This is a genomic window from Psychrobacter sp. PP-21 (assembly GCF_033790785.1).
Taxonomy (GTDB): domain Bacteria; phylum Pseudomonadota; class Gammaproteobacteria; order Pseudomonadales; family Moraxellaceae; genus Psychrobacter.
The window spans coordinates 171,453-195,974 of sequence record NZ_JAMYEB010000004.1 but is presented as its reverse complement, the minus strand read 5'-3'; the positions used below and the strand labels follow the sequence as shown (position 1 = coordinate 195,974).

The window sequence follows — 24,522 nt, the reverse complement described above, 5'->3', positions numbered from 1 at the left end:
ATGTCTACTATGATTAATGATCGCACCTATCGAATCGCTCGCGAGAACACCCAAGCGATGATTATTGATGTGCAAGAGCGCCTAACACCGCATATCTATGACCACGAAAACATCGTCAAAAAAACAGTTACTCTCATTAAGGGTCTGCAAGCACTCAATATCCCAATTATGCTGAACGAACAATACAAAAAAGGGCTGGGCGATACCTTACCAGAGTTACGCGAGGTGCTTGAAGGAGATAATGCCAAGAGCTTCGAGAAAGTTACCTTTAGCGCTTGTGATAACAATGACACGTGGCATCATTTGGCACAGCAGAACCGTAGTACCGTGCTGCTATTTGGTGCTGAAGCGCATGTCTGTATTATGCAGACAGCATTAGATTTATTAGACAACGGCATGCAACCTGTCATCATTGGCGATGCGGTTGGCTCTCGCTTTCCTTATGACAAAAAACAAGCCATTCGACGTATACGCCGTGCGGGAGGCGTGATCAGTACCGTTGAGTCTATTCTGTTTGAGCTGTGTCGCAGTAGTGAAGACCCTGCGTTCAAAACCATTATTAATTTGATTAAGTAGATGATTGACGAGTAAGAGCGTTGTTTATTTGACTTCTTATCTTGCATCTTGCATCTTACATCTTACATCTTACATCTTACATCTTGCATCTTGCAACAAATAGCGCTTAGTAAGATAAGCGCTATTTTTTCGATAATATTCTCTCAATCACCAAGATATATCGATATAAAAAGCCATAAGCATTAAACATGATAAACGTCAAAAACCAATAAATAGATAAAACCAGAGAAAGCCAATGTCACAAGTAAGCCTTACACCATTAACCAGTCCAGCTGTTGCCTCAAACATCGATATGGACGATGTCACTCATTTTTTACTAGAGCTAGATGCCCTCAAGCGTATCAATCGCCGTAGCTATGTGACAAAAACCACTCGCCGCGAAAACTCTGCCGAGCACTCTTGGCACTTGGCTATGGCGTGTTGGTCAATTGCTGAAGCGTTTGAATTGGATGTCAATCATGAGCGACTGCTAAAGATGGCACTGGTACATGATTTGGGTGAGATTGACGCTGGCGATACGTTTTTATTCGCAAATAGCCGTAGCGATGCGCACGTTGAAGAGCGTGCTGGTATTGCTCGACTACAAGCAGAGCGTGGCAATGGTATCGCAGCGTTAAGTGAGGTTTGGGAGGCGCAAGAAACGGGTAGCAGCAAAGAAAGCCAGTTGCTCAGAGTGGTTGACCGCTTATTGCCGTTTTTACTCAATCTTAATACTGAGGGGAAAACGTGGGTCGAAGCTCAGGTAACACGTTCGCAGGTAGCTTATGCCCTTGCTTTTATCAAAGACAGCTTTCCACCCATTCATGATTGGCTTACCAAAAATATCGACTATGCAACCCAGCAAGGATGGCTGGTCGATGCATAACTCTATATGAGTGACAGTCATAAAAAAGCCCAGTTAAGTATGCATTAACATACCTAAATGGGCTAATATTTTGAGCGTTTTTATACGGTCGTATTATTGAGTATTTGCCATTCCCAACAGTTGACCCATTTGCACGACGCTGTTGGCTTGCATGCTATCCAACCAGTCAGCTTTTGCTGCTTTTGGTAGTACCACGATAGCCGTTGAGCCTAAATAAAAACGTCCAAGTTCATCCCCTGCGGCAAACGGCATGTCATGATCAGCTTCTTGGATGTCGTCAGTACGAGTGATTTTGCCTGTCGCGACGGTTTCGATACCAGCGACGATCATAGCGCCTACCATGACAACGGCTGCTTTGCCGTACTTGGTATCGAACATGCAGACCAGACGCTCATTACGAGCAAATAAATCTGGTACGTTAGCGGCCGTAGTGTTATTAACCGAAAACAACGTGCCAGGTACGTAGCGAGTCTTGGTCAACGTACCTGTAAACGGCACATGGACACGGTGATAGTTGCTAGGTGCTAGGTAGATCGTCGCAAAACTGCCATCCGCAAAGTAACTGCCATCTTCGCTATCAGCCAGCAGCTGTCCGACATCATAGTGACGACCCTTGGCTTGCAATAACTTATGATCTTGGATTTGTCCGAGCTGAGAGATAATACCATCAGCAGGGCTGACGATACCGTTGTCAGTGGTATCGATGGTACGAGCGTCTTCTTTTAATTCACGAGTGAAAAAATCATTAAAGCTCTCGTATGCGTTGAGACTCTGGCGCTCATACTCGTCTAGGCTGATGTTATAGGCTTTTGCAAAACTACGAATAAAGGTACGTTTAACATAAGGATGGCGGCTGGCGGCCAAACGTCCAGCGACTTTACTGAGCTGCTGCTGTGGTACCAGCTGTTGTAAGGTGGTAAATACATTCATAATACGGCTACCAAAATAAGAGATGATGTCATTATTGCATGTGCAAGTTAATGACCGTATTTTATCATGGACAGCCCATTATTGTCTGAGCATAATCTGTTAAGGAATGAGTAAATGAAGGCACTTATACAACGAGTCAGGCGGGCTAGTGTGACTATCGATGAGCATTGTGTTGGCAAAATAGATCATGGAATACTGGCTTATATTGGTTTGGGACACGAGGATAGTCTGAGTACGGCTCAGCGAATGATTGATAAAATTCTCACGTATCGTATTTTTGAAAATGATGAAGATCCTACAAAATTTGGTAAACTAGATAAAGATGTCCAGCAGGCAGGCGGTGGTTTGTTATTGGTGTCGCAGTTCACCTTGATGGCAAAAACAGACAAAGGTCGCCGTCCTGATTTTGGTAGTGCAATGGCACCTGATGCGGCTCAAATACTGTTTGAGCAACTTATAGACTATGCAAAAACACAGTACCCAAACGTCGCCACTGGTCAGTTTGGCGCTGACATGCAAGTCGATAGTGTCAATGACGGACCCCTAAATTTTCTACTGGAGATCTGACACTAGAGTGTCATCAAGCTGTCATAATTAATCCGTTTAATAGATAAAGACTGGTGAGTATTTATCGCCTTTTTACATGCTAAATTTTGCCCTCTAACACTGAGAATGTCATATGTATAACGAGCAAATTTTGATTGTTGAAGATGAACCTGCGATTCGTGAAATGGTTGTGATGACGCTAGAAATGGCTGGATTTGAGAGCCTGCAAGCCGCTGACGTCTCAGAGGCGCACCAGCAAGTGGTCGATCATAGACCGTCGCTGATCTTGTTAGATTGGATGCTACCGGGAGACAAAAGCGGCGTTGATTTTTGCCGTATGCTAAAAAACGATGAGCTGCTCTCTGAGATACCAGTCATTATGTTGACAGCGAAAAGTGAAGAGGACAGCAAGGTTTATGGGCTCGACGCGGGTGCAGATGACTACATGACCAAGCCTTTTTCAACCCGTGAGTTGATCTCTAGAATCAAAGCGGTATTGCGCCGTAGTAGTGCGATGAGTAGTGACAAGCCTATTGAAATCGGTCAGTTGAGTCTAGATACCAAAAGCCAGCGTGTGACCGCCGCCGGAAAAGTCATCGATGTGGGTCCGACAGAGTATCGTCTATTGGCGTTTTTTATGAGTCATCCAGAGCGCGCTTATACACGAACGCAGCTCCTCGATCAGGTTTGGGGCGGCAACGTATACATCGAAGATCGTACCATCGATGTACATATCAAGCGTCTGCGTAAACTCTTGCGTCCTCATGACTGTGATACATTGATACAGACGGTACGCGGTACAGGCTATCGATTCTCTAGTCTTATTGAGCCAAGCTAGTCTTGCATACATAAGGTCGCTGGAATACTAAAATAGCGGATAGTGGTAAGGATAAGAAATGGACAAGACAGTGCCAGCACAACACAAAAAAACTCGTAACAGCCATCAGCAAGATACCCCAGAAAACACCTCTGCCCAGCATGAAGCAGAGCAGCTACAAAAAATCAGAAGCGCACTGCGAGCACTACGAGACGCGGTGATTTTAATCGATGAGAATGATTGCTTAGGATGGTGGAATCAGGCGGCGCAGGATCTATTGTCTTTGCAGCCAGATGATAAAGGGAAGAGTGTCTTTGATTTTATTACCATACCAGAGTTCCACCAATATTATGAGGACACCACGCTACCCAATGACGGCATCCACATAGAGTCATGGCGCGACCCTAGCCGCTACCTAAAATTTGAGCTCACGTCTTTTGGTGATGAAAAACTCCTATTTATTTATGATGTGACGCGCTTAAAGCACCTAGAGCAGATGCGCCAAGACTTTGTGGCAAACGTCTCTCATGAGCTACGCACACCATTGACCGTCATGACAGGTTACTTAGAAAACTTCACGGATCAGCCAGATATGCCGCCCCATTGGCGCCGTGGTTTTGAGCTCATGACTCAGCAAACCGCGCGTATGAATAGAATCGTAAATGACTTACTACTACTATCTAGAATTGAGATCGAAGAGACGCACGAAGTCAATGCTATAGATATGACCAAGCTACTTACCAATATCTATGATGATGCGCAAGCCTATAACCAAGCCTATAAGCATATCATTCATCTGCATATAGACACCTATGATGGGCTATATGGGTCAGAGATGTACTTAAACAGTGCATTGTCCAATCTGGTGATCAACGCGATAAAATACACACCAAAAGGTGGCAATATTACTATCAGTTGGACGCGAACATCAAATGGATGCCGATTTGCAGTCGAAGACGACGGATTGGGTATTGCACCAGAGCATATTGTTCGTTTGACGGAGCGCTTCTACCGTGTTGATAAAGGTCGCAGCCGTGCCACAGGTGGTACAGGTCTAGGATTAGCTATCGTAAAACACGTACTGCATCAACACGAAGCGCAGCTACAGATTGAATCAATAGAGGGTGAGGGTTCGACATTTAGTGTGGTATTTCCAGCCACTTATGTGCGTACAGTCACCGCAAACTAGGGCGTGTCCCTAATTCAAACGCTTATCACTAAATGGGCTAAAAATGGCTAAATCTTTGGCAAACGGCGTCAAATAGCTGGTCAATATCTCGGTATTGCCTGCACTATTTTCCTTGTTAGCCTGCGATTTATTTCATTTTTATCACCATTTTTAAAATAGGGACAGGCCCTAGCACCTCTCTTGATACATGTTATTAGAGCTTTTTATACATTATGCTTAATTCTTTTGTAAAAGTGGATAGGGGTTCACAGCACTGCCATTAATATAAATACCATAATGTACATGTGGCGGTGTCCCTTTTGCATTGCCACTATCACCCACGTAGCCAATAGTATCACCTTTATTGACCCAATCATTGGGAGAGATATCAGCATAGTCCTCTAGATGAGCATAATAATGTCCTGCACCGCCCGGTCCTACTACGACGACCACGAGCCCACCTAAAGTATTTTCGCCAACTTTGCTCACGATACCCTGCGTGGTTGACTGTATGGGTGTTCCTCGTTCTGCAAAGATATCGATACCTTCATGTGAGCGCCCTTGACTGCGTGCTGCGCCCCACGTATCTGTTAGGTTTTGCCCTGGTAGTGGGCTGGGTAGGCTATCTTCTGTCGGCAGTTCTTGCTGCAGCAGACTCATCTGTTGCCATTTGGCGACCACAAATGATTGGGTCTGTTGGCTGATATCGGGCAGCAGCTTATCAAACACAAATAACAGCCCCAGCAATACCACTGCTCTAATCAGTACGCTCAACACGCGCCCAAAAATAGAAGGCTTGGGTTGTTTGTTTTTTTCATCTGCTAGCATTGAGGTCTCTTATTTGTTTTATACGGTATAAGACTTTATTATAAAAGCCCTGTATACAAAGGTGTGTATAGCATTGTTATCTATGGATTTTATCCCCATAAATACAGGTGTCATTAAACACAAGCACAGCAAATATAACGTTATCTACTTAACACTGTTGTTGAGCGATGACGGTGCTATGGATGGTTAACTTCTTATGAATGATGCTTTTAACACGGCTGATATCTCTACTATGGCTGAGACGGCGCTGGTCATCGATACTGAAACCGATCAAGGCCGTGATCCGAGGCCGATTCAAGTGGCGACGATCAATGTGACAACTGGATATGAGTGGATGAAATACTTCAACAGTGGTCGTTCGATATCGCCTGTGGTCATCAAGGTGCATGGTATTACGGATGCTGATGTCGCTGGTCTTGAGCGCTTTGAATTAGATCAATTTGAGCTACCAGAGTATTTGATCGGACATAACGTACGCTTTGATTGGCGAGTGATTGGTAGTCCCTCTGCTAAGCTCATCTGTACCGTGAGACTGGCGCGCGCCGCTTTTCCAGAATGGCGCGCGTATGGTCAGTCCAAGTGCATTGAGCAGTTATTGGGCAAGAGCGAGGCGAGTGCCATGACGATTGCCGCTCATGACGCGTTAGGTGACGCACGAATGTGCTATCTGCTTTATCAAGCATGCTGTGAGCGACTAGAGATTGCCCCGACAGATTTTGCAGCGGCACATGCGATTTCCAACAAAGCGACTCCTGTGAGTAAGATGCCGTTTGGTAAGCATAAAGGCAAACCAATCAAAGAGGTACCTATCAGCTATGTAAAATGGATGATAGGCAATATTCATAATATGCAGCCGTCGCTATACTCCGCCCTAAAGAAGCGTATTGAAGCAGAGAAAACTCAAGAAGGTGAATAATTAAAGCCTATTCACCTTTGCTCAGCCAATCTACTGCCATTTGCCAAAGCTCTGGTGCTTTGGCATTGGTTTTACCACTAAAATAGAGCATATGACCGACTTGATTTAGTCCAAAATCATCAGGGTCCAAGAAGCGCTTTTCTACAGGCATCTTGGTAAATACGCGTATCATATCGTCCATGTTTTCACTATTGGCGATATCATCATCACTAAAGCCTAACCACAGTGCTGGCATGTTGAGCTCATCATAAAAATGCGTGTGAATGCTTTTGCCAAAGGCGGTTTTGATATAGCCTGCGCCATTGCACCACTCACGCCATTGGCGCGCTACGCCACGTGGCAGGGGCTCGCCCATACCAATCTTGTCTGCAGGTGTATAGCCCAATGCTAAGTTAGTAGTCGGAATAAAAACATCCATAAACCACATCGCTTTGAGCTTATAGGGCATACCCATGTTTTTGATCTGCCCTGATGAGCAGGCGACATTGAATACTGAAGAGATGGCGTCATGGTTCGGCATTAACCCAATGAGCTGTCCACCTGCGCTGTGGCCGATGAGATGGTAAGACGCATCAGGGAACTGATCTTGTAGCGCATCAAGTACGGCTGGCATATCATGGCGACCCCAGCTGATTAAAGAAGCACTACATTTTGCCAGCTCAGTCGACAATGACTCGCCGATACCTTCATTGTCAAAGGTCAGGACACCAAAGCCACTCTGTGCCAAATATGTCGCAAAGTTATGATAAAAACGGCGCTTGATGCCAGTAGCGGGCGCCATCATAATGGCTTTTGTGGGCGCCTCTTTAGGACGATAGACTGTAGCTGCCAGTACTTGATTGCGATCGGTCATGATGCTTAGCGAGTATGTATCGATATCAGTAGCGCCGTCCGTACTGTTGGCATTGATCAAATTGTTGTCAATGATAGAATTTGTGTGGTCTGTAGTCAAAGAAGCGTCGCGATTATCCATCGTTATACCTTAGTGTTTTTTTATTGGTAGATAATAATTATTAAACTATGATGTGTCACAAATACATGTCTTTAAAGTGTAGTTTTTGCGTAGTGATAAATCCCTGTGACTGTGTGATAGCATTGCTTATGTTAAGATAAATGCTGGTGAGACGGTTGCTCAAATATGACTTCCAAGTTTTGTATCCCTTGGCTGAGCGCGTTTTATAAACAATGTGCATGATAATACAATCGAAGGGTGTCGGTGTTTGACCTTCATCAATAACAAGCACTCAATAAAACCTGATATAAAAATTAAGGACGCTGTATGCAAATGAAAATAAATGACGATACTTACGATGTAATCACGAGTAAGGACATCACAAACATAGAAAAAGCAGTGGATAAATCAGCATTGACGATGCCATTGGTCGCGGTATATTGTGGCTCGCGCTTGGGCAACAGTGATGTCTATGAGCAGGCGGCGCGTGAATTGGGCAGTGCGTTGGCAAATAATGGTATGGGGTTGGTGTATGGCGGAGCCAGTATCGGTCTCATGGGTGCTGTGGCAGATGAAGTCATCACAGGTGGTGCCGAGGCCGTGGGTGTTATCCCAACTTTCATGCTCAAGCACGAAATTGCTCATGAGCAGCTAACTCGCTTGCATTTGACCGATACGATGCATACTCGTAAGACCGTCATGGCAGAGTACGCGGACGCTTTTATTACCTTGCCGGGCGGGCTAGGCACACTAGAAGAAATCATGGAAATCGCTACATGGCGCCAGTTGTACCAACATGAAAAGCCAATGATTATTTTAAATATCAATGGTTTTTATGACCGTATGATAGAGCATTTAAAATATACGACTGAGCAAGGTTTTATGAAGCAGCAAGATTTAGACCGTCTAGTAGTATGCAATACCATTGACGAGGCAATCGACATGCTACAGACCGTCGTGACTATCAAAGACGATGTCGATACAGAAAAAATGGCGGGTAGTAACCGCTAGGGTTGTCAGTATATAACCTAAATACGCTTATCAATCTGAAATGATGGCAATCATCGTTAGCACATTGAAAGCAAGCATATTGCAAGCAAGCACAAAAAAAGAGCAGATAACCCTATATAGGTTGTCTGCTCTTTTTTCTACGTATGGACAAAGTAACAACTTATCAATAAACGATAACGGCTACGCACCAGCCGGTGACAAATCGTCCAAAACCGCTTCGCGAACACTATGATTGACATCTGCCATCGCTATTGGAAAACCGCGCTGCTCAGCGAGTACGCGAGCCACCTTATCGACAGACACACCATCGTTGTGTGTCAGATATGACCATTCGTGCGCATAACGGCCACGATTCATCGGTGTATCGTTATCTACTAGTCCAAGTTCTGTCAACTCATTGACTATCTGATCAGCAGCGATCAGGGTTGAAGACGCTTTGACATTTTCTGCACGGGCGTAGCGTATATTAGAGTATAGGCTGACATCAGCCACTCGCAATGTATCATCTTCTCCAGGGATTTGCTGCCCACCATATAGCGCGTTACCGATGGTACGTGCACTATTAAATGTTGGTACAAACTCAGCCACATATTCAATCGCTTGCTGACTACGCGCTTGTAATGGTGACTTGTCCCAACCATCTTCGATATAGTGTACATATTGCTGTGGTAACTTGGGCTGAGCACTGTCAGTGTTAGAGGCCACCAAACCATCATCGAATAAAGTGATCGCTTTACTCATCCCATGTATTTGGAAGTAGCCACCAGGGTAAGGGGTTAGCTGTGCCATGCCCTCGGGCGTACCTCGTTGACCATAAACAATAATCTCGGGTATCTGTCCACCTGCATCGCCCCAGTGAGTAACATAGGAAGATTTGAACTCGACCATACGCGTGACTTCTACACCGACCATATCGTCAATGACGCCAGTGCGAAAACCGCACGCATTGATTAGATAATCAACTTCGATAGACTCAGTTTGAGAGGCGTTCTCTTGTTTTTGAGCTTGGTTGTGAGCTTGTTGATAGTCAATACGCCATTTAGTAACATGATGATCGGCGTTGGTGCAGTTCTCACAATCTACCGGAACTACTTTTTGTACCGTAGTATCAGTGAAGACATGGGCATGGTCATACTCTTCAAGCGCTAACTGCGCAGAGGCCGCCAAACGAAAGATATTCCAGCCGTACTCTTGTACCACAATCAACGGAAATTTTACTTTGTTTAAGTCTAGGTATTTGGCAACAGGTATTACCCATTCATCAACTGTGCTCGGTACGGCAACTTGCTCACGTTTGGAGAGCTCTAGCAGTTGTTCATGACTATAGAGTTGATAGTAGTCTTCAGGCTCGCCCAATACTTTATTGTTAGCGTCTTGCTCGATCAGTTCTTGATAAGCATCCGTTAACGTGTCCAAGCGCGGTAGCAAGTCTTCAGGAAACCCTTCATCGCGTGTTGGCACCGCGAATACCGTAGGACGAACGTCGATGGTATGAGGATAGAGGCGTAATATATCGATACATTGTTTGAGAAGTGCCACGCAATCCTCATCAGGTATCTCACGGTATAAGTTACCACCTGCATGCAAATGGCACATTGGTGGACCATCAATAAGTGATTTTTTCTTTTCAAACAAGTAAGTTTCAAGTCCTAGCGCTGCTAAGCGAATAGCAATCGTTGACCCTGCAGTACCGCCGCCCAAGATACCAACGCGTTTTGTAGGCGATACGTTTTTGCCTCCATGAGACATCAAGTCAACAGCAGAACCCTGTTTGGCAGAGTCTTGTTTGATAAGGTGAGCGCGATTTTTATTAGAAGACTGAGTCATTGTCGTCGTTGTATCCTTAGTAGCATTTGCATCAGGCTATGCTCGGTGTAATCGTGTAATGTCTTATAACTATTGATATGCGTGCGAAAGGCGCTAAGTTCAACATTCATGTATGAGTTGCAGTGAGCATGTTGTCTATCATGTCATAGTCTATTGTGTAGTCATGCTTCACTTCCATAAGACTATTTTACGAAGAACTGTAGATAATATGATGACAAATACGTAAGTAGATGCATGAGTTTTGTCAACGAGGTGCTATAACCGCAGATTGGTTTTTGACAGAAGAGCGAAGTAAGAAGCAAGATAGTAGAGTTAAGGTGCTAAGTGAAAATGCTCGTACTTAATCATTTTGTAAAGTTCAGCCACTTTTGTAAGTTTGTATATGGATGACCGTTATGGCCAAAAACTGTGTGCTATATTTATTTCGCTCAAGTGAGGTTAAAGCCCAGTTTTTATATCAGAAAACAAAAACGGCTCATAAAATTTATTATTAGAATTATCAAAATGACAAGGAAGTTACTATGAAAAATATCATGATGTTATCTGCTCTAACAGGTGTTTTGGCTCTGACAGGCTGTACGACACTAAAGAGTGTCGTCGGTAATGACATGTCAGGTACACATGAGGTGCAAGCCACTAGCAATAATACTGCACCAGTCGCTAGTAAAAACGGCGTATTGGTCGACGCAACCAATCACATGACACTATATACTTTCGATAAAGATTCAATGAACATGTCAGCTTGCGGCACCGCCTGCCAAGTTGTGTGGCCAATATTTCAAGCGCCAAGCAATGCCAAAGCTTCTGGTCAGTTTGCTGCATTCAAACGTGAAGATGGTAAGTATCAGTGGGCCATGAATGGTAAGCCTTTATACTTTTACGCCAATGACACCAAAATGGGTGATAAAGATGGCGACGATAAGCTTGACGTTTGGCACGTGATCCCAACAAAATAATCTACGATAGTTTGATATAGACATAAAAAAGCAGCGCCTATATAGGTGCTGCTTTTTTGTTACCGTCGAATAAAAATTGATATTTAGGACGAACGTAGATATTCAACAAAGTCTGTCTTTATTTTTTCTCTACCAGTTCACCGTCGATTTGGATAGGGACGTTGGTCGTAATACCGCTAGCATAAGCAGTCATACCATAAGCGGCGCGATCGATCGTACCAGTAGCGCGAAAACCAGCAACGGGCTCTTTAGTCAGTGGGCTGTTATCGATTTTATTTAACGTAACATCCAATGTCAGCGGTTTGGTCTGACCGAGTAAGGTAAAGTCGCCAGTTACTTTAGCTTGCTGTGGGTTGATAAATTTAACTTGGGTCGATTTGAACGTCATGGTTGGGTACTTTTCGACATTAAAAAACTCATCGGTTTTTAGATGTTTATCACGAGCATCCCAATTGGTATCGATACTATCAGTTGCAATAGTAAATTCCATGCTGGCTTGATTTGGTGCTTTCATATCGTAATTCACCACGCCCTCAACATCACTAAAATGTCCCATTGTGGTCGAGAATCCCATATGGCTCACAGAAAATCCGACACGAGTATGTGAATCATCTAACTCCCACTGAGTTGGTAGTGCCGCACTGGCCATAGTAGTGATAGCAAGTGCTGAGCTGACGAATAACGCTTTAGCAGTAGTTTTCATTGTCATACTTATCATTGAATAATCCTTATTGAGTATTTGTTTTCCATGCTTGATTATAAATCTAAGCTTGTCTATAAATGAGTAGAGCGATACTTCCTGTAGACCTGATCAATATCGCATAGTTGTGTAGTTTAATATGCTAAGTATAAATGACATAGTCATAGCATATTTATTTAGATAAACTACAGTATTTTATACTACAGATTAATTTTACTAACTAAATAATTGTACTGAATTACATTGCTTATCTCAAGACCGTAGCTATATTATTGACAACTTATCACATATCTCTATCACAACTGCAGCTTGCGTCCGCGTCAAAAAAGCGTTAAAATCGCGGTTTAATTTTCCCGCTGGGGAAAGGCTAAGTGAGCAGAGGCGTGGTATTGGGTGCTGGAATAAGCCAGTGATGCAGTTGCCATACTTGTAATGTCCTTAGTGCCTCAGTTACGTATGTGTTCGCTTGTTTGAGACATCAATTATGATGTTGATTGACACTGCCTTACATACATCGGACCTAGAGAGTATATTATGCGTAAAGATATCCATCCTAACTATCAAGAAGTTTTATTCCACGACACTAACGCTGACGTGTTCTTTTTGACTCGCTCAACGGCTAAGACTAAAGCGACTCGTGAATACGAAGGTAAAGAATACCCATACTACCCACTTGATATCTCAAGTGCGTCGCATCCATTCTATACTGGTGAGCAACGTAAAACGTCTACTGAAGGCCGTGTTGCAAGCTTCAACAAACGCTTTGGTGCATTTGGTGGCCGTAGCAAGAAAGCTGCTGACGCTGCTGAGTAATTTACCCTTATGGTGTAAATATATACTGCCAAGCAATAAAAAACCGCTGACTATTCAGCGGTTTTTTTTGTTCTAAGTTTCTCGTTCTTAGGTGTGCTTAGCAGTCAGTCTAAGCGGTAGATGAGTCTAATAACTGAGTCATCGTCTCTACAATCTGCTGCGCCCAGTAGCCATACATCAGGCTACTCGGATGAAAGCCATCACTCGCGAACATCACAGCGATATCGATAGGGTCACCATTTGCATGCTCCTCTATCATACGGGCAAAGTCAGTTGCCATGTAGTGGACACCATTATGAGCTGCGCATACTTGCTGTAATATCTCATCGAGCAATGAGGCTTTTGCACCCACAAAATTATTGAGCGGGGCAGGGATTGCAGGCATTTGCGCCATTGGTGGTAAACTCAAAAATATTAACTCACGGACACCGAATTTACGCTGTGCAATATTAATAATGTCTTCGATCTGCTGCTGCCATTTTTGTACAGAGACATTAGAAGTCGTATCATTGACGCCGACACTCAGCAACATCACATCAATAGGCTGCTCAGGAGCAGGTAGGACATACAATCTGCGCAAAATATCAAAACTGGTATGACCTGTGGTCGCCTGCAATGACCAATTAAGCTGAGCAAAGTTGGCCCGAATAACCTGATGCTGCTTCAATATCGGTATGAGTTTGCCAACCAGCGCCTCTTGCTGAGTTTGGCTGCCGACACCTGCTGCTGCCGAGTCACCGACGACCATTAGGTTGAGTGTGGTATTTATTTCAGATGACGACCCATCTGCTTTCGGTAATTTAACCATACCATGCCTTTCACCGTGTGGCTCAGGCAGACGAACCGTATCACGCTTGATTTTACGACCTTGGTAAAAGTATACAGGGGCAAATAGTACGTCTTTTGCAACCGCTGTTAGTTTGTTGGTGTCTACCATCCCGCACGTTCCCTAATAGTTGTCAGGCTATCTTCGATTAGTAGTTGACCGTCCACATAGACATCACGTAATAGGTTGTCAGCTGTGGCACTCATGTCTTGTTCTTTTATGGTTTTTATCTGACCGCTTTCGTTTTTTACTAGCGCCAGTCGCCCTTTTTTTGAGCGTTTTGAGCGGCTAGTGATGGGGTCTTTGTAAATGTCTTTCCATGCGCCATTGATACAGATAGCACTCGACTTCATGGCCCAACTCATGGTGTCGCGATTGACTTGTTGTAGTAGACCACCGCCCATGCCAAAAGTCACGTTTTCGGCGCTAAAGCCTGCTTTCGTTACCACATCAATAATTTTGCTCAAGCTCTGTGCGCTGATACCATCCCCTTGGATGATACGCACATAGTCGGGCAGTACTTTGTAGCCTTTGCTATTTGTCGTTGTACCAAATTTCACAGCCAAACGCTCTAATGCTTCTCGAACGACTTTGGTCGGCTTACCGCTGTCTGGTCGAATGACTAAGGTGCCGCCCATATTTTTGACGTCATCCTTTAAGGTATCACCCCAGATATTATCGATTGCATTCCACAAGTCATAGCTATCAGATACGACTGAGAACGCTTTATCTTCACCGCCAAACTGATCAATCATGTTGTGAAAAGCAGCGGTCTCACCATCGCGTCCCCATGCGGTCATCGTACTGTGCTCAGCTGCTGGGATAGAGAATGCAGGCATATCATCACCCATCTGATACCAGCGGCTGGCAGCAACCAATGCTGTCATCGAGTCCGTCCCAGCAAAGTTGACCAAATGTGCCAAACTACCCAGCGCAACGGTCTCTTGACTAGAGGCACCGCGTGCGCCAAAGTCATGCAAGCGAAACGGGAGCGACTCTGTGTTGTCCGCTGACTTTTCTAACGCTTGACGGATAATGTCTTTGCAGTAGCGCGAGACACTAGCGACCGTTGACGGGTACCAAATCGCGCGTAACAGTGCCGTTTCGATATAACTGGGTAACCAATAGAACTCAGGGTCGGTGTTGATAACCTGACAGACCACGTTAGATACTGGCACGATACTGCCTTCGGGTATGGCCTCGATACGCAGTGGCAAGTAGCCGTTGTGTTTTTCGATCAAGTGCTCCCAGCCAGCACGATTAAAGGTTAGCCCATGCGCTCGAATCACTTTCTCGGCTTCGTCGATGTCTTGATGCGTGATAGGGGTGCTTAGGTATTCTTTGATAAAGGCTTGCAAGCCAAAGAACACCACATCGTAGTCACCCTTGCGCGCTTCAACGTAGCTTGACAGATACTCGCTGCCACTTGGGTATTGCACCCAATGTGAGGTCTTATAGCTGTCGCTGTTTAAGATTAAATTATTTAGATTGCTGGTGTACATCACAGAACTCCTCTGCTTTGAAATGCCGCAGCTGCGTTGAAAGAACAGTAGCGGCGGTTAAGTGCCGTCTATCGGCACCGGTATAAGGTTTTAAGGACGACTGGGGTGGTAGCTTTTTCAACCAGTCACTAAGATAAGCTATGTCTAAGAGAAGGCTACAAACCAACCATCTTGGTGATAATTGCATAGTGATCTTCAAACATCATCTTGGCATCGAGCTCAGCGAGTGGCAACCAAAATGCTTTGGTTGCATCATCGCCGCCTTTTACTTTTGGCAATCCTTTTGGATCGTTTTTGAGTTGAAAATAAAAGGCTTGGGTAATGGTGCGACCACGCGCTGATCGGTATGGGTCGTCAAAGGTATGCTGACTGTGGCAAGAGCCGCGCAGTACAGGCTCAGGGACCTTTAGGCGTGTCTCTTCACGTAGCTCACGGATACAAGCGTCAAACAGCGTCTCTTTTGGGTCCAAAAACCCGCCCGGCAGTGCCCAAAGCCCACGCCCTGGCATACTGCGCCGCTCCACCAATAGGATATGTCCCGACTGTACAATCAGCGCGTCAGCCGTCATAAAGGTCGGCGGGTAGGGTGCTGACTCCCATTGTCTTTTGTATTTATCGATGAAGTCTGCTTCTTCGTGCAGCTGTTGATAATCTTCGGTTTGTTTGAACTCGTCAAGGACGTTGCGCGTCGACTCAGGTGTACGCTCGGGCGTCGGCGTGGCACCCATTAGGTAGCTGTCGCGAATCGGCGTGGCAGATAGGTTGTGATAGTTGGGCACCGATACGGATGCCCAGTTAGGGAATAGCGATAGGTAATACGATGAGCTGTCTTTTGAGTGACCAATCAAGCCAATATCTGTCTGCAAGTCACCAGTGACAGATTTCACGCCTGCTTGGACATACTGGAGCCAGCGTGTGTCGTTATAGAGTGCATCATCTAGCCCAACACAGTGAATACGTGCAGCATCCTCTGCTGAATAAGCGCCTTTGATCATTGCAGCACGCTCAGCGACGCTAAACGGATTACGTAAGCTGCGTGGCAGATTGGCAGAGCCAATCAGCATAATCACATCGTCTGAGCGTTTTAGCGCCTCATCAATGACGGCCTTGTGTCCACAATGAAACGGCTGAAAACGCCCGATAAAAACCAAATAACGATAGTGTTTACTGTGTTCTTGCTCGGGGTTTTGCTTATCTGAATGTTGCTCTGATAGTTCACTCATAGACGCCAGCTTCCTACGACTTATTTTTATTGATTAAAAATTGATGACGCTAATACTGACACAGCCTGTGACTTTCTGACAAGTACAAAGATGTTTAGGGGTGTGTCGTTATCGATATCATCTAATCGGCATATTTGCTTTAACCTGAATGCTTCTCTATCCATGCTGTCACTGTTGGCCAAATCTCTGTGGCTGCGTTGCGACTGATCATAATGCGACTGTGTGTGTAGTCATCTAAATCGCCGTTACTGAGCGAGTATTCTCGAAAGACATTGTACGAATTTTTAAAACCATCAAAAAACAACTGGCAGCCGCGAGTAGGGGAGATAAAATTATCTCCTTTAGCACTGATAGAATAAATAGGGGTCGTGATTTGTGGCATATACTGTCGATAGTCGATAAAGTCGTTACTAGCGTTTTTTGAGTGGTGCATAGGCTCGTTCATACTGTCTGCATGCGCAGCGCCTTGGCTAAAACTTGCCGCATTCAAAAAGCTGCTTTTAAAGTTTTTGCGCAAATTCCAATCATACCACTGGGTCATCGTATGATAGCTTTCATTAAAAGGCCCCATGTTGAGTAATTTGGCAGGAATAAAACCAATCAGCCTGGTAACGAGTTTGGCGGCGAGAATTTTCGCGTAGCTTGTTGAATTTAGCGTCGCCCCAAAAGCTTGGCAGGCAAACATACTGATGCTGTTGACCTTATCGATATAGCTGGGGTTTTGGACAAGAAACATGGTCAAACCAACACCGCCACCGCTATGAGTAACGCAGTGCAGGTTATTGAGTTTTAATTCTTCAAAGAAATAACGAAAAGTCGCTTCGTAGTCGTAAGTGGCAACAGTTTCAAAGTTAAACGACTCTTTTGGCTGTGAGCTGTCACCATGACCACGCCATTCCATGATATAGCAATGATGTCCCAAACCCGCAAAATACTCAGCGATTTTTAGACAGGTTTGTTTGTCTGAAAACGTACCATGCGTCAAAAACACATTTTGTGCGGTAACGTCAGAACCAGTATTGGCTAAACCCTCTGTCGTAGTAGCGCTTGCTGCCGTATCGACCACCTTCCAAACAGCAATTTTTTCATCATCTTTGGTAGTTACTAGGTGCAACGTCCGTGTCATCATAAAAGTGATCCTATCTTCAACATACGTATGACTGATATCCCGCCATCCATGGCTCATAAAAACAGCACATCAAATCGTCCAAATTGTTAATAGTACGTCAAAACTAAATCGTTTGCTCGGTATAGAATTAATCACTATGGCGTATGCATTAATTTATTTGCAGGGTAGTTTAATTTATTTATAGGGTAGCGATGAAAACCATACTGATGATTATGTAGCAATGTAGAGTGACAAGAATAAAACCTGTGACCTGCTAGAAAAGCAATGAATGCTTGATAAGTGACCAGTCTGTCTTTATATAGAGGGTAGCGTATAAATCATCGTACCAACACGACCTAAATGGATTGTTATCACCATTAAAAAAACCAATGGCAACCATTTGTCGTGGTTACTGTGCAATTCACAGTAGCGCAGTCGGAATTGCGGCTTGATTCAGGTATAATGGCCACCATAAACGGATTGAATTTCACAAACATTGTGATCCTTTCATAAGTATAGTAATCAGTGTCATACAATAATAAACTTAAGTCACTGATGACTTACTAACCAACATAAACGCTAGACATTAAAAATTCAAATTCACGACACAGTAGCCATAATAGATATTGTATTTGTGTCATAACGCATAGGAAATATTATGAGTGAGCTAAACCAACCAGATCAGTCTACCGATTACGAATCAGCATTAGATACCGAGCAAGCTGAAGCGAAAAGTAACATTACGATCACTGAGTCTGCTCAAGGGTACTTGGCAGATTTGTTGTCTAAGCAGGATACCGATGGTATCGGTGTGCGTATTTTCGTTGAGCATCCTGGTACACCGCGTGCAGAGTGTTGCATGGCGTATAACCAGCCGGGCGAAGAAGACAGCGCTGACTTGCGTTTTACGTATGAAAACTTCTCTGCCTTTATTGAGGCGGCGTCAGTACCTTATCTAGAAGACGCGGTCATCGATTATAATAAAGACCGTTTTGGTGGTCAGCTGACTTTCCGCGCGCCAAACTCCAAGGTACCTAAAGTAGGCGCTGATGCTAGCGTCGAAGAGCGCATCAACTATGTACTACAGTCTGAGATTAACCCAGGCTTGGCGGCGCATGGCGGTGATGTACAATTGCTTGAGTTGATTGACGAAGAAGGTATTGGTCTGACGGCGGTATTGAAATTCGGCGGTGGTTGTCAAGGGTGCTCGGCTGTTGATATGACACTGCGTCAAGGCGTTGAAGTGCAGCTCAAGCAGCAAATACCAGAGCTGACGCAAGTGGTTGATGATACTGACCACACGCGCACAGAGAACGCTTATTATAAATAAAAGCTTATCAACCATATAAAATCTGAATGGTCAAATAATAGCTTTAGTATTATATTTAATAAAAAAGTCGAGTTCTAATGAACTTGGCTTTTTTTATTGCTATGATTTGGTAGATAGCTTTTTGAGGTAGTATTGAAACGCTGACTTTCGAGCAGTAGTTTTTAATCAGTCATTGTTAAACATTAACTTTTGATCTATACATTTTATCCACACAAGGGAATGTACTATGAGTGACGAACAAGCAGTCCAGCAGCAAGACCTAGAGAGCAACCAGCGTCTCGAGACACTAGCCATTCATGCTGGCTATGCTGGCTATAGTGTTGAACAAACAACCAAGGCCGTAGCCGTACCTATCTATCACACCAGCTCATACGCGTTTGATAACACGCAGCATGGTGCTGATCTTTTTGATCTCAAAGTCGCTGGAAATATTTATACGCGTATCATGAACCCGACCAACGCGGTACTAGAAGAGCGCGTTGCAGCACTAGAAGGCGGTATTGGCGCGCTTGCAGTTGCTTCTGGTATGGCTGCCATCACTTATGCCATTCAGACTATCTGTGAAGCAGGTGACAATATTGTCGCTGTCTCGACGCTATATGGCGGTACTTATAATCTGTTTGCCCACGCATTGCCGCGTCAGGGTATCGAGGTGCGTTTCTTTGATCACAAAGATCCGGAAGCGATTCGGGGTTTGATCGATGATAAGACCAAGATGGTGTTTGCAGAGAGTATTGGTAATCCGCTAGGTAATATCGTGGATATACAGGCGCTCAGTGATATCGCTCATGAATACGGTGTGCCCGTGGTAATTGACAATACAGTGGCAACGCCTGCGCTATGTCGCCCGTTTGAGTTTGGGGCAGATATCGTGATTCATTCATTAACCAAATATATGAGTGGTACAGGAACATCAATCGGCGGTGCGATTGTCGATAGCGGTAAGTTTGCTTGGGGCGACTATCCAGAGCGCTTTCCGTTGTTGAACACCCCAGATCATAGCTATCATGGCGTGAATTTTGTAAAAGACGTGGGCGCGCCTGCTTTTATCGCTCGCGCACGTGTCGCACCATTACGCAATACGGGCGCCGCGCTTAGCCCACTAAATGCATTTAGTATCCTACAAGGAATGCAGACGCTGAGTCTACGCATGGAGCGTCATGTACAGAATGCACAAGCTGCCGCAGAATATTTGCGTGATCATGACAAAGTCGCTTGGGTGAAGTACGCAGGTCTGTCTGATCATCCTGAACATGAGCTTGCCAAAAAATATATGAAAGGCACACCTTCTGCTATTTTGACCTTTGGGGTAAAAGGTGGTCTTGAAGCGGGCGCACGCTTCATTGATGCGTTGCAATTGATTACTCGATTAGTCAATATTGGCGATGCCAAATCACTAGCCTGTCATCCCGCAACGACGACTCATCGTCAGTTGAATGGACAAGAGCTTGAGCAAGCTGGCGTGAGTGAAGATATGGTGCGATTATCGATTGGTATTGAACATATCGAAGATATCAAAGCGGACCTTGCGCAAGCACTGGCTGCTGCTTAATACAAAGCGCTACTTGCTTTTTTAAGCAACGTAATTGAGTGGTGCTCATTCAAATACAAAAAAGCCTATATCTGTCTGATATGGGCTTTTTTGGGCAAATACGTTCAGTAGTCAAGTAGAGATAATCAGCTTAAGATGATATACAAAGGCGTGCGCCTGACACTGTATTTTATCAATATAAGGCTGGCTATTATATGCGCTGAACTACAGTATGCGCTGCGCGATGTCTCGATAATCTTGCGAGGTCAGGCGTGGTCCAAACTGTTGAATCACTTGCGCTGATATCTCGCTGGCAAGACGTCCGCATTCTGGCAAGCTAAATTGTTGCGACAAAGCATATAAGAAGGCACCGGCATAATTATCACCTGCGCCATTGGTGTCGATGACATTAGCTACTACCGGCGTTGCAACGTCATAAACCTCAATCTCTGCCTCGTCATTTGGTTTGTGCACGATAACGGCACCATTAGCACCATCAGTCACGACCGCTGTCTGGCAGTACTCAAGTAGGGCGCGCGCTGCTGCTTTGACTTGCTTTTTATCTGTAAATAGCTTGGCTTCTTCGCTGTTGCAGAATATCACCGCGACTTTATTACCCAGCATATTAAGTAGGCCATCTTTGGCAAATTTCACCACGGCAGGATCAGCAAAACTTACAGCGATTTTTGCATTATGAATACCTGCTTGCTGACGCAGCTGCGTCATCGCTGGCTGAATGCTCTCAGACATCGCTAGATATCCTTCGAGGTATAGCCAGTCCGCTTGCGTCAAGGCATCAAAATCGACGTTGTCCGCAGCGATCTCGCTTGAGGTGCCAAGATAGGTTTGCATAGTACGCTCACCGTCTTCTGTGACAGCGACCACACATGAGCCAGTCACACCGCCTGCATGGATGGATTTGTCTGAGGTGGCGACGCCTGCTTCGTGCAGATCTCTAAGGTAAAATGCGCCTTGATCGTCATCACCCACGCGGCAGGCATAGAACGGTTTGCCGCCTAGGCTTGCAAAGGCATACATCGTATTGGCTGCTGAACCGCCGCCCGCCTGCTTTGACGGGGCAATGTTGGCAAGCTGGAAGTACGCTAGCAGCTGCTGTTGCTCTTCAAATTCTGCTAGGGTCATATTGCCTTTAGTCAGCTCAGTTTCTTCTAGCGCGGCATCTGATAGCACATACTCGTGATCAACCAACGCATTACCTATTGCCATTACGTCGTACATTGCTTACCTCTCTTTGATATGTTTATAACTATGATCGATTTATATCGTTGAAATTATTCAGCCTATGACTTATTCAGCTTGTAATTCTAGCAAACGCTGATAGAGCGCATTCTTTTTTACTCCAGTTATATCAGCCGCCAACGCCGCCGCTTTTTTGACGGACAGATCCTCTAGCAACCGCTGCAGTAACTTATCATGAGTACTGATATCGTCGCTATCTTTTGCTACGTTGACACCCGCAACGACCACGACGATCTCACCGCGTTGTTGATTGTCATCCGCTTTGACAAACTCGACCAACTCGCCAAGGGTGCTTTTGTGTACCGTTTCAAAGGTTTTGGTTAATTCACGACAAAACGTCACCGCGCGATCTGCTCCAAATATCGTTGCCATATCTTCTAGGCTAGATACGATGCGATGCGGTGCTTCATAAAAGATTAAAGTTTCGGTACGTGATATCAGTGCACTCAGTTGTTTTTGACGGCCGTGGGTCTTGGCAGGCAAAAACCCAATAAAGCTAAATCGATCGGATGGCAGACCTGCCACTGACAATGCACCGATGGCAGCGGATGCACCAACGATAGGTGATACCGTCACGCCCGCATCATGCGCAGCTTGCACCAGCTGATAGCCTGGATCACTAACCAGTGGCGTACCTGCGTCACTAATCAGGGCAACCGAATGACCTTGTTCGATCATCTCAATAATCTTAGGCGTTTGAATCGCGCTGTTATGCTCGTGATAGGCCCATAGCTTATTGTGACCTTTTTGCTTGGTGGTCGTGTCATCACTGTCAGCGTTACTTTTAGCAGTATGAGTCTCAGTGTCTTTTGCCTCGTCAGCTTTATTGCCTTTGGTATCAATACCAAAATGCGATAACAGCTTACCTGAGGTGCGGGTGTCTTCACAGGCAATAATAGCGACTTGTTTTAACACATCAATGGCGTGTGGGGTCATGTCAGTCAAGTTACCAATCGGCGTGGCAACGATATAGAGACAAGCCGGCATCGTAGTAAGAGTAGACATGAAAACCTCGGGTCATTAAAAAGTAATAGTGCGCCACTATGCACAGTCGCTATTTATGGCGCGATTCAATCAAATAATGAATGAACAAACGTATAGATATCGAGAGTAGGCGGCGCAGAAGTGGCTAGTTTAGCATGTTGTGCTATGATAATTCTCAAATGTTGATTAGACACATTACTCTTATGACCAATCATAAACCGTTAATGCTCACCTCGCCAAGACAACGCCAAGGAAGTTGGTTTGAGCAGCGTGCCTGTGAGTTTTTGCAAGAGCAGGGGATGGACTTACTTGCACAGAATTGGCAGCAGTCAGCAGTAGGCGAGCTGGATCTGGTTATGATAGAGGCAGGATGTGCATGGTCGACGCTGGTATTTGTGGAAGTTCGTCAAAGACAGCGCTCGGTTTATGGCGATGCAGCACTCAGTGTGACGCCCAGTAAACAACGCAAAGTAATTAAAACAGCGCAATATTTTTTGCAGCAGCACCCTGAGTATAGCCATTATGATTGCCGATTTGATGTTATTGCTTATAATACGGTAAAAGAAGAGCGTACAAGCAGCCAACCTGAGTGGTTAAAAGGCGCATTTGTGGCTGACGCATGGTAGTTAAGCATAAATATACAAGCGCTGAATATAAGGCTAGATAATCATAAGCCCAGAGTTTACTGAGCTTGGGCCGTATTTTACGAGCAATACTCGTTACTAAAAACCTAACCGCTCATCATTAAAATTAAGTAAAGTAGCTATTTAAGTAGGGTAGCTACTGACAAGATTTAGCACATCACCATTAAATATAAATTTATTGAATTTATACCATCAGGTTCTAAGAGGTAAGTAATGACACGGATGCATTTGCGCACGGCTATTTTTGGTTCCTCACGTCGTATCACGACAGGTATTATGGTGGCTGCCTGTATTGCTAGTACGGGCTGTGCCACAAACTACCTGACCAACAGTACAGAGGGCACCTATGGTGTGCCGATGACTGAGCGCACGATTCCACAGCGGCTACTCGATCGTAGTATCGAACATACCGCCAAGATCAATGTCTATGGTCTAAAAGAAGATTTGCAGCAGACCAGTCGCATGGGTATCGATAGTTTTAATAGTGAAGTGCTCCTCACCGGTGAAGTGCCTACTGAAGCGCTCAAAGTAGAAGTAGAAAAAGTCATCAGCTCTATGCCAGATGTACGCCGTGTCTACAACGAGATGGAAGTAAGTGCGTCAAAGGGCTACAGCTCAACTGTGCATGATGGTTACATCACCTCAAAGCTACTGGCAAAGGTAGCTGCTAGTGATGGCGTGAAAGCATCGCAGATCAAAGCCGTTACCAATAATGGTGTGGTATATATCATGGGGCGGATGACACCCACTCAGCAGAGCCATCTGATCGATATTGCCAACAGCACGGTTGGTGTCACCGAACTGGTATTGCTAACGACGGTAGTCGACAACACAGGTGTAAAAATAAATAATGACGATATCATGTATGAAAACAACCTAGCCAACCCTACTACCACGCCAGTGATTGTAGATACGGCGGTCAGCACAGCAACGCCTATAGTCGTCACAGAAGATGGGAATACTGTTACTCAACCCTCATCGAGTCCTTATATAGAGCTCTACAAGAATCAGTAAAAACGCTAAAGCTACAAAGCTACCGAGCAAAATTTTACCGCATGCTGTTCAGTCATAGCGATGAGTGGCTAAAAACGAACAGATAAAAACAGGTTGTCTGTATCTGTTTTCAATAGCTCTATGTATTGCTGATAACTTCGTATTGCTAATAGATTTTTTAATTTAATCACAATAAGCCTAAATAGAGATAACAGT

At 44.8% G+C, this 24,522-nt stretch carries 24 protein-coding genes; 13 read left to right on the top strand and 11 right to left on the bottom strand.

Going from position 1 to position 24,522, the window contains the following annotated elements:
* Together NJD71_RS05960 and NJD71_RS05955 are read left to right on the top strand one after the other, a co-directional pair.
* Positions 1 to 576, top strand: a complete 576-nt coding sequence (locus tag NJD71_RS05960; protein ID WP_319051030.1) for an isochorismatase family protein — start codon at positions 1 to 3, stop codon at positions 574 to 576.
* A gap of 235 nt (positions 577 to 811) precedes the next feature.
* Positions 812 to 1,441, top strand: coding sequence for an HD domain-containing protein (locus NJD71_RS05955; RefSeq protein ID WP_319051029.1), 630 nt, complete (start codon positions 812 to 814; stop codon positions 1,439 to 1,441).
* Positions 1,442 to 1,534: 93 nt separating this feature from the next.
* On the opposite strand, the gene asd is transcribed toward NJD71_RS05955, so the two are convergent.
* Positions 1,535 to 2,371 (bottom strand): archaetidylserine decarboxylase, encoded by an 837-nt coding sequence (gene asd / locus NJD71_RS05950; RefSeq protein WP_319051028.1) that lies wholly within the window; start codon positions 2,369 to 2,371, stop codon positions 1,535 to 1,537.
* Between the two features lie 114 nt (positions 2,372 to 2,485).
* On the opposite strand from asd, the gene dtd reads away from it, so the two are divergent.
* The 3 genes from dtd (at position 2,486) to phoR (ending at position 4,923) form a co-directional block, all read left to right on the top strand.
* Entirely contained in the window at positions 2,486 to 2,938 is a 453-nt protein-coding gene (gene dtd, locus NJD71_RS05945; protein WP_319051027.1) for a D-aminoacyl-tRNA deacylase, read from the top strand.
* 112 nt (positions 2,939 to 3,050) lie between these two features.
* Complete coding sequence (phoB, locus tag NJD71_RS05940; protein WP_319051026.1) at positions 3,051 to 3,755, top strand: phosphate regulon transcriptional regulator PhoB; 705 nt, start codon at positions 3,051 to 3,053, stop codon at positions 3,753 to 3,755.
* Between the two features lie 58 nt (positions 3,756 to 3,813).
* Positions 3,814 to 4,923 (top strand): phosphate regulon sensor histidine kinase PhoR, encoded by a 1,110-nt coding sequence (phoR, locus tag NJD71_RS05935; protein WP_319051025.1) that lies wholly within the window; start codon positions 3,814 to 3,816, stop codon positions 4,921 to 4,923.
* A 216-nt stretch (positions 4,924 to 5,139) separates the two neighbouring features.
* Here the strand turns inward: phoR and NJD71_RS05930 are convergent, their stop codons facing one another.
* Positions 5,140 to 5,730 (bottom strand): M23 family metallopeptidase, encoded by a 591-nt coding sequence (locus NJD71_RS05930; protein WP_319051024.1) that lies wholly within the window; start codon positions 5,728 to 5,730, stop codon positions 5,140 to 5,142.
* A gap of 196 nt (positions 5,731 to 5,926) precedes the next feature.
* Between NJD71_RS05930 and NJD71_RS05925 the strand changes: the two genes are divergently transcribed.
* A complete protein-coding gene (locus NJD71_RS05925) occupies positions 5,927 to 6,646 on the top strand; it encodes a putative quorum-sensing-regulated virulence factor (protein ID WP_319051023.1) in 720 nt (239 codons plus the stop codon).
* 7 nt (positions 6,647 to 6,653) lie between these two features.
* Here NJD71_RS05925 and NJD71_RS05920 read toward each other — a convergent pair whose 3' ends face one another.
* Positions 6,654 to 7,619, bottom strand: a complete 966-nt coding sequence (locus tag NJD71_RS05920; RefSeq protein WP_319051022.1) for an alpha/beta hydrolase family protein — start codon at positions 7,617 to 7,619, stop codon at positions 6,654 to 6,656.
* Positions 7,620 to 7,925: 306 nt separating this feature from the next.
* Between NJD71_RS05920 and NJD71_RS05915 the strand changes: the two genes are divergently transcribed.
* The gene (locus NJD71_RS05915; RefSeq protein WP_319051021.1) at positions 7,926 to 8,609 is read left to right on the top strand and encodes a TIGR00730 family Rossman fold protein; all 684 of its coding nucleotides are present in this window, start codon (positions 7,926 to 7,928) and stop codon (positions 8,607 to 8,609) included.
* A 180-nt stretch (positions 8,610 to 8,789) separates the two neighbouring features.
* On the opposite strand, the gene NJD71_RS05910 is transcribed toward NJD71_RS05915, so the two are convergent.
* Positions 8,790 to 10,358, bottom strand: coding sequence for an FAD-dependent oxidoreductase (locus NJD71_RS05910; RefSeq protein WP_442967655.1), 1,569 nt, complete (start codon positions 10,356 to 10,358; stop codon positions 8,790 to 8,792).
* Positions 10,359 to 10,957: 599 nt separating this feature from the next.
* Between NJD71_RS05910 and NJD71_RS05905 the strand changes: the two genes are divergently transcribed.
* The gene (locus NJD71_RS05905) at positions 10,958 to 11,392 is read left to right on the top strand and encodes a COG4315 family predicted lipoprotein (RefSeq protein ID WP_319051019.1); all 435 of its coding nucleotides are present in this window, start codon (positions 10,958 to 10,960) and stop codon (positions 11,390 to 11,392) included.
* A 118-nt stretch (positions 11,393 to 11,510) separates the two neighbouring features.
* Here NJD71_RS05905 and NJD71_RS05900 read toward each other — a convergent pair whose 3' ends face one another.
* A complete protein-coding gene (locus NJD71_RS05900) occupies positions 11,511 to 12,110 on the bottom strand; it encodes a YceI family protein (RefSeq protein WP_319051018.1) in 600 nt (199 codons plus the stop codon).
* A 516-nt stretch (positions 12,111 to 12,626) separates the two neighbouring features.
* Here NJD71_RS05900 and NJD71_RS05895 point away from each other — a divergent pair.
* Positions 12,627 to 12,905 carry a type B 50S ribosomal protein L31 gene (locus tag NJD71_RS05895; protein WP_057761772.1) on the top strand — a complete coding sequence of 93 codons (279 nt, stop codon included), beginning with the start codon at positions 12,627 to 12,629 and terminating at the stop codon, positions 12,903 to 12,905.
* A 109-nt stretch (positions 12,906 to 13,014) separates the two neighbouring features.
* On the opposite strand, the gene NJD71_RS05890 is transcribed toward NJD71_RS05895, so the two are convergent.
* The 4 genes from NJD71_RS05890 to NJD71_RS05875 form a co-directional block, all read right to left on the bottom strand.
* The gene (locus tag NJD71_RS05890; RefSeq protein WP_319051016.1) at positions 13,015 to 13,842 is read right to left on the bottom strand and encodes an SGNH/GDSL hydrolase family protein; all 828 of its coding nucleotides are present in this window, start codon (positions 13,840 to 13,842) and stop codon (positions 13,015 to 13,017) included.
* Positions 13,836 to 15,233: a nicotinate phosphoribosyltransferase gene (locus tag NJD71_RS05885; RefSeq protein ID WP_319051015.1), complete on the bottom strand. Its 1,398-nt coding sequence runs from the start codon at positions 15,231 to 15,233 to the stop codon at positions 13,836 to 13,838. The genes NJD71_RS05890 and NJD71_RS05885 overlap by 7 nt, the downstream gene beginning before the upstream one ends.
* A 155-nt stretch (positions 15,234 to 15,388) precedes the next feature.
* On the bottom strand, positions 15,389 to 16,456 hold the full coding sequence (locus NJD71_RS05880; protein ID WP_319051014.1) for a bifunctional nicotinamide-nucleotide adenylyltransferase/Nudix hydroxylase: 1,068 nt from the start codon (positions 16,454 to 16,456) through the stop codon (positions 15,389 to 15,391).
* A 139-nt stretch (positions 16,457 to 16,595) separates the two neighbouring features.
* On the bottom strand, positions 16,596 to 17,585 hold the full coding sequence (locus NJD71_RS05875) for an alpha/beta fold hydrolase (RefSeq protein WP_319051013.1): 990 nt from the start codon (positions 17,583 to 17,585) through the stop codon (positions 16,596 to 16,598).
* A gap of 637 nt (positions 17,586 to 18,222) precedes the next feature.
* On the opposite strand from NJD71_RS05875, the gene nfuA reads away from it, so the two are divergent.
* Both nfuA and NJD71_RS05865 read left to right on the top strand, forming a co-directional pair.
* A complete protein-coding gene (gene nfuA / locus NJD71_RS05870) occupies positions 18,223 to 18,894 on the top strand; it encodes a Fe-S biogenesis protein NfuA (RefSeq protein ID WP_319051012.1) in 672 nt (223 codons plus the stop codon).
* Positions 18,895 to 19,120: 226 nt separating this feature from the next.
* Positions 19,121 to 20,446 (top strand): O-acetylhomoserine aminocarboxypropyltransferase/cysteine synthase family protein, encoded by a 1,326-nt coding sequence (locus NJD71_RS05865; protein ID WP_319051011.1) that lies wholly within the window; start codon positions 19,121 to 19,123, stop codon positions 20,444 to 20,446.
* A 204-nt stretch (positions 20,447 to 20,650) separates the two neighbouring features.
* Here NJD71_RS05865 and NJD71_RS05860 read toward each other — a convergent pair whose 3' ends face one another.
* The gene (locus NJD71_RS05860) at positions 20,651 to 21,664 is read right to left on the bottom strand and encodes an adenosine kinase (RefSeq protein ID WP_319051010.1); all 1,014 of its coding nucleotides are present in this window, start codon (positions 21,662 to 21,664) and stop codon (positions 20,651 to 20,653) included.
* A 69-nt stretch (positions 21,665 to 21,733) separates the two neighbouring features.
* On the bottom strand, positions 21,734 to 22,690 hold the full coding sequence (gene rsmI, locus NJD71_RS05855) for a 16S rRNA (cytidine(1402)-2'-O)-methyltransferase (RefSeq protein WP_319051009.1): 957 nt from the start codon (positions 22,688 to 22,690) through the stop codon (positions 21,734 to 21,736).
* A 134-nt stretch (positions 22,691 to 22,824) separates the two neighbouring features.
* Here rsmI and NJD71_RS05850 point away from each other — a divergent pair, with 134 nt between their 5' ends.
* Together NJD71_RS05850 and NJD71_RS05845 are read left to right on the top strand one after the other, a co-directional pair.
* Complete coding sequence (locus NJD71_RS05850) at positions 22,825 to 23,295, top strand: YraN family protein (RefSeq protein ID WP_319051008.1); 471 nt, start codon at positions 22,825 to 22,827, stop codon at positions 23,293 to 23,295.
* Between the two features lie 231 nt (positions 23,296 to 23,526).
* Positions 23,527 to 24,327 carry a BON domain-containing protein gene (locus tag NJD71_RS05845; RefSeq protein ID WP_319051007.1) on the top strand — a complete coding sequence of 267 codons (801 nt, stop codon included), beginning with the start codon at positions 23,527 to 23,529 and terminating at the stop codon, positions 24,325 to 24,327.
* Positions 24,328 to 24,522 lie beyond the last annotated feature (195 nt).